The 5,915-nt window shown below is 38.0% G+C and carries 5 protein-coding genes and 1 rRNA gene; 3 read left to right on the forward strand and 3 right to left on the reverse strand.

Annotation, left to right across the window (positions count from 1 at the left end):
• Nucleotides 1-274: 274 nt before the first annotated feature.
• Genes nadA through nadB form a run of 3 tightly spaced genes read right to left on the reverse strand, consistent with a single transcriptional unit; the run spans nt 275 to nt 3,768 of the window.
• Complete coding sequence (gene nadA / locus ACQKMV_RS23680) at nt 275-1,378, reverse strand: quinolinate synthase NadA (protein WP_427506898.1); 1,104 nt, start codon at nt 1,376-1,378, stop codon at nt 275-277.
• Entirely contained in the window at nt 1,365-2,225 is an 861-nt protein-coding gene (gene nadC, locus ACQKMV_RS23685) for a carboxylating nicotinate-nucleotide diphosphorylase (protein WP_427506900.1), read from the reverse strand. Before nadC ends, nadA begins: the two co-directional genes overlap by 14 nt.
• Nucleotides 2,182-3,768 carry an L-aspartate oxidase gene (nadB, locus tag ACQKMV_RS23690; protein WP_427506901.1) on the reverse strand — a complete coding sequence of 529 codons (1,587 nt, stop codon included), beginning with the start codon at nt 3,766-3,768 and terminating at the stop codon, nt 2,182-2,184. Before nadB ends, nadC begins: the two co-directional genes overlap by 44 nt.
• A gap of 91 nt (nt 3,769-3,859) precedes the next feature.
• Between nadB and ACQKMV_RS23695 the strand changes: the two genes are divergently transcribed.
• The 3 genes from ACQKMV_RS23695 to rrf form a co-directional block, all read left to right on the forward strand.
• On the forward strand, nt 3,860-4,939 hold the full coding sequence (locus ACQKMV_RS23695) for a cysteine desulfurase family protein (protein ID WP_427506903.1): 1,080 nt from the start codon (nt 3,860-3,862) through the stop codon (nt 4,937-4,939).
• A 31-nt stretch (nt 4,940-4,970) separates the two neighbouring features.
• Nucleotides 4,971-5,135 carry a hypothetical protein gene (locus ACQKMV_RS23700; RefSeq protein WP_427506905.1) on the forward strand — a complete coding sequence of 55 codons (165 nt, stop codon included), beginning with the start codon at nt 4,971-4,973 and terminating at the stop codon, nt 5,133-5,135.
• 690 nt (nt 5,136-5,825) lie between these two features.
• Nucleotides 5,826-5,915: ribosomal RNA gene (gene rrf / locus ACQKMV_RS23705) — 5S ribosomal RNA — on the forward strand; the annotation flags it as partial.

Raw genomic sequence — 5,915 nt, forward strand, 5'->3', positions numbered from 1 at the left:
AAGACACCGCCCTTTCACGGCGGTAACACGGGTTCGAATCCCGTACGGGTCATACTAAATGCAGTAGATGTAACTTACATCTACTGCATTTTTTTGTATAAAAAAAGCTTTAAAGATTCTAAAGATGATTTGTAATGAATGTTTGAGATTCCTATAATTATCTCTAATATTGTTGAAATTTATTAAATTGAACATTGCAAAACATATTCATGTAGAAGGCTCAAGTAACTATAATAACAAAACGTCTACTCAATTCTGGTAGACGTTTTGTCCTTTAAGCTCTTAATAGCATTCTTTCAAGTGAGTTGCGTGCTTCTTCAGCAATGTGAGCATCTACTTGAATACGATTATGTGGCTGGCCCTTTTCTATACTTTCTAGAGACCAAAGTAGATGGGGGAGGTCAATTCGATTCATTGTAAGACAAGGACAGAAGTTCTCATTTAAAGAGATAATCTGCTTATCTGGATGCTGCTTGATAATACGATTAACGAGATTCATTTCAGTACCGATTGCCCATGCTGAACCACTTGCTGCCTTATTAATCGTATCAAGAATGTATTTTGTAGAACCTGCATCATCTGCAGCGGCAACAACTTCGCGACTACATTCAGGATGAACAATAATACGCATATTTGGATGAACTTTACGTACAAGCTCCGTATGCTGAACTGTAAAACCTTCGTGTACGGAGCAGTGTCCCTTCCATAAGATGACTTGAATGTTTTCTGGGGACTGGTCTGTCTCAAGCATATTTGTATAAGGATTCCAAACTGCCATATTTTCAAGCGGTATTCCTAAATCGTACGCAGTATTTCTACCTAAATGTTGATCTGGTAAAAAGAAAATGCGTTGTTTTTGCGTAAATGCCCATTGAACCATTTCTTTTGCATTGGACGATGTTACACAGGCTCCTTTATGTCTGCCAGTAAATGCTTTAATGGCAGCAGTAGAATTAACATATGTTAGCGGGATAATGGTATCACCAAAGAGCTCCTGTAAAACCGGCCATGCATGTTCTGTTTGATAGATGTCAGCCATGTCAGCCATTGAACAGCCTGCACGCATATCAGGTAAGTAAACATGCTGCTGTTCAGTTGTAAGCATATCAGCTGTTTCTGCCATAAAGTGTACTCCACAAAATACTATATGTTCAGCTTCCTTGTTAGCTGCTGATAATTGAGCAAGCTGTAAGGAATCCCCTGTTGCATCTGCAAATTGAATCACTTCATCTTTTTGATAATGATGCCCAGGGATAAAAAGCTTACTACCTAGTTTCTGTTTTATTGCTAGAATGCGAGATTCCATGTCAATTTTAGATAATGCACGATAATGCTCTGGCAGTAGTGACGTTTGTTGTAATAAACTAGTGATGGACAATGGAATGAGCTCCTTTCGTTAGTACAAGTGCACTAATATCAAAGGCTTTTACTGAATGTGTTAGCGCTCCGAGTGAAATCCATTGAATACCTGTTTTAGCATAGGTATTTAAGTTTTGAAGTGAAATGCCCCCGGAAGCCTCTGTAGCAATATGTGGGGGAACTGCTGGGAGCCATTCACGTATTTCTTCAGGGCTGCGATTATCAAACATAATGATATCTGCACCAGCTGCAATTGCTTCATCTAATTGTGTTTTTGTTTCGATTTCGACCTCAATCTTAATGATGTGACCGATTTTCTCACGGGCAGCCTGTACTGCCTTAGTGATACTACCTGCAAAAGCGATATGATTATCCTTTAGCATTATCGCATCGTATAAACCATTGCGATGGTTATAAGCTCCACCAATTCTAACTGCATATTTGTCTAACATACGCATTCCTGGCATTGTTTTGCGCGTATCACATATTTTCGCATTAGTACCTGCTGTTTCTTGCACCGCTAAATTTGTAGCAGTAGCAATAGCAGACATACGCTGGATAAGATTCAAAATTACACGCTCACCCATTAATAACTTTTGAAGGGGTCCTTGAATAACAGCAAGAATATCACCGGCATTTACTGTTTCACCATCTTTTTTATATAGGATAATATCCATTGATTGATCAAGCAGAAGAAATCCATGCTTAATGATGAGGGCTCCACAAAAAATGCCGCTTTCTTTCGCATAAAAAGAAAAAGATCCCTGCTGTTCTGCAGAAAATATAAATTCACTCGATAAATCTCCATCACCTATATCCTCATTAAAAAATAGCTTTAACATTTCCTCGAGTTTGATGATATTCATACAATGAATTCCTCACTTTCATCTGTCCTTGTTGAAAAATAATCCAGCGGTTTGCCCACTGATTATCATTTTTCGGTTTATCAATGCGAATATGTGCTCCGCGAGTTTCTTTTCGTGTAATGGCTGCGTGTGTCATTAATGTAGCGACAACATGCATCATGTAAAGTTCAAGTTCCTGTCGATTCAATCCATCTAAATCAACATGAAGAAGTGTTTGCATTGAGGGCAATTGTTGTTTGAATTGTTGCATATCGATAGGATTTCGCACAATACCTAATGTGTGCATCATCTTTTGTCGTAATTGATCTTTTGTAAATAATGATGGCATGGTTTGTTGGTGATGTTTGTCATCAATCAAGAAACTATTTTGCTTGCAACCTGTTTGAATAATGTATTGGGCTGTTCTTTTCCCAAACGTAATTCCTTCTAATAGAGAGTTACTAGCTAAACGATTTGCACCATGCACCCCAGTACAAGCAACTTCTCCGATTGCATATAAATGAGGAATAGATGTTCTTCCCTTATCATCAGCAACAACACCACCCATTAAAAAATGGCTACCTGGTGCTACAGGAATTAAGCCATCTTGTAAATTAACGTTATTGTCATGGCAAAGCTGAGCAATCGTAGGGAATTTTTCTTCAAAGTGTTCAATATTTGAAATATCAATAAATGTTTCTTGCCCAGCAGCACGTTTATTAAATAATGCATGCGCAGTAATATGGCGTGGTGCTAAGTCCAGCTGTTCGTGTATGCCTTTCATTATGGGTTGACGTTGTGCATCGACAAATACCCCTCCGGCGCCACGTACAGCTTCAGAGACTAATCCTTTGGCCTGCCCTCCACACCAAAGTAAGCTTGGATGGAATTGCATAAATTCCATATCACTGATGGCAGCTCTAGCACGATATGCTAAAGCGATACCATCTCCAGTACTCGTAGCATAATTAGACGTACAAGAATAAATAGCGCCTGTACCTCCTGTCGCGAGAATGACGTGGTGGGCGAGGTAGCGCTTCGTTCCTTTTGCTCCTTTTGTCAGAACGCCAATACAATCTCCATTTGTATTCAATAAAAGCTCGTAAGCCATTTCATAGCAATTCACAACGATATTAGATGTAAGTTGATTAAGCAAATAATCTATCATAATTTGGCCAGTACGATCACCACCTGCATGTAAAATACGGTGATAACTATGTACCCCCTCTAAACCTAGAGCTGGAGACCCATCAACTTGTCGATCAACTGGGAAGCCCTCATTTAAAAAATCACGCATAATTTCTGTGCCGTTTTCTATTAACACTTCAACATTCTTTCGTTCATGATGATAGTCACCAGCAGTTAAAGTATCTGCAATGTGAAACATAGGATGATCTTCTTGACTTGTAACGGCAGCAATACCACCTTGAGCACGATAAGAACTACTCATTTTAACAGAACATTTTGTAACTATCTGTACTTGAAAATGTTCTTCGAGAAGCCGAGCAGTTTGAAGTGCAGCAATGCCGCTACCGATAATAAGCACATTTGTCATTACATCCATACCTTTACCTTCTTTACTGTTGTCTTGACACCTATCTTTACATAAAATAAAAGAGAAAACAAGAGCTGATGAACTAGAAAGGAAGAATAAGATGATTTATCTGGATTACGCTGCAACTTCTCCAATGACTCCTAAAACTCTTAAAGCATATTGTGAGGTAGCAGAACAGTATTATGGAAATAGTGCAAGTTTACATGATCTAGGAGGGCAAGCACATTATTTTGTTGAACAGTCAAGAGCTGTTGTAGCAAGATCTCTTGGAGTAAACAGTGATGGTGTGATTTTTACTGGAAGCGGAACTGAGGGCAATTTAATTTCGATTTTGTCATTAGCTTTAGCGTCAAATAAAGGAAAGCACATTATTTCATCACAAGCTGAACACACATCCGTACATGCGGCTTTAAATACACTTGAAAAAATGGGTTTTGTGGTCATGAAGTTACCCTTACAGCAAGATGGTAGTATCCATGTGGAGCAACTACGAGAAGCAATACAAGAAGATACGGCTTTAATCACTATCCAACATGTAAATTCTGAGATAGGCTCTATTCAACCTATAGAGAAAATTGCAGAGATTGCAAAACAATCAAATGTTCTTTTACATGTTGATTGTGTACAGTCTTTTTGTAAACTCCCTTTAAAACAGCAGGTAGATGCTATTACTGTTTCAGCCCATAAAATAGGTGGGCCAAAAGGTTGTGGTGCTGTTTATATTAATCCTAAGCTCCGTGCTCCTGCATTAGTTTCAGGTATCACGCATGAGCGTGGGTTAAGAGGAGGAACACTAGACACCCCAGCTATTGTCGCTTTTGCTACGGCGATTGAAGATTATCAATATGAACATCAGCATTATGAAGCATTACGTCAATACTTTAAGAACAATTTACCGAAAACGTGCCAGATAATTGAGTGTAAAGAGCAATTGCCTAATATTTGTGGTGTATTGATGGAAAGGGTGGAGGGTCAATACGTTTTGTTAAAATTAAATGAAGCTGGGATATGTGTTTCCACAGGAAGTGCCTGTGATATTCATAGTGAATCTGGTACGAAGGCGATTTTATCAATGGGGTATTCTATGGAGGCGGCTCGCCAATTTTTTAGAATATCTTTTGGTCCAACAACGACATTTGAGGAAATTGATCGATTACAGATGCAACTTTCAATTGTTTAACTTCTTTCAGCAAATGTTTTATGTAACGTAAGTGAAACGGCAGTTACAAAGGTTTTATGTAGCGAAAGTGAAGAGACAGCAACAACACGGTTATATCTGTGCGAAAGCGACAACAACAACAACAACAACAACAACAACAACAACAACAACAACAACAACAACAACAACAACAACAACAACAACAACACACGATTGAGTAACCAACATCTTGCTGCTGAGGCTTCGCTTTCGCGCAAAAAACATCTGTTGGCCCAAAGCCTCCGGCGATTCCGGACGCAAATATGCCAAGGCATATTTGATTGTTGCTCAGGTGAAATATAGTAAATACTCTTTCACTTGAAAGTAAATGTAGGTTCAATAAATAACATAGAGGATAAGATGAAAACTAAAAAACTATGGTTAAATAATTTTGAAGTTTTAATTTACAGGCATATTAAATGGACTGAAAAAAAGATTTTTTTGTTGAAATTTTGTTTATGTGTACTCACTTTTAGCTGATTGGAGCGTAGGGCTACGCGAGTACTCCTGAAAATTTCCACGGGAAAAGCGAAGCGGTTTGACTTTTGCCCGTAGGAAAGGAGTTAGCCCAAAGAGGAAATCAGTGTTTTTTTTAATTAAAACGAATAAAAATAGTTAATCAACACATCTGAAAAATTAATTGTTTTCTTTTAATTAAACAATTGATATAATAAATAGCAGAGTGATAATTTCTCTTTCATAACAAAAATAGCTTCAAAAAGTAATAATTTCTTTTTTTTATAAAAAAGTATTGCACAATGTGAAAAAACGTTATACAATAATTCTTGTCTTGAAGGACAGGTAATAAACTTCAAAACGAAATACATAAGGGTTTCAAGATACGCTGTATATTGAAAGCCGAAAATAGTCTAGTGATGATGGCAAAGAGGTCACACCCGTTCCCATACCGAACACGGAAGTTAAGCTCTTTAGCGCCGATGGTAGTTGGGGGCTTCCC

The organism is Lysinibacillus sp. NPDC094403, assembly GCF_050278745.1.
Classification (GTDB): Bacteria; Bacillota; Bacilli; order Bacillales_A; family Planococcaceae; genus Lysinibacillus.

Excerpts from the sequence above, each read along its gene's own strand:
- nadC (WP_427506900.1), bottom strand. The coding sequence starts at position 2,225 with ATGAATATCATCAAACTCGAGGAAATGTTAAAGCTATTTTTTAATGAG.
- nadB (WP_427506901.1), bottom strand. The coding sequence starts at position 3,768 with ATGGATGTAATGACAAATGTGCTTATTATCGGTAGCGGCATTGCTGCA.
- ACQKMV_RS23695 (WP_427506903.1), top strand. The coding sequence starts at position 3,860 with ATGATTTATCTGGATTACGCTGCAACTTCTCCAATGACTCCTAAAACT.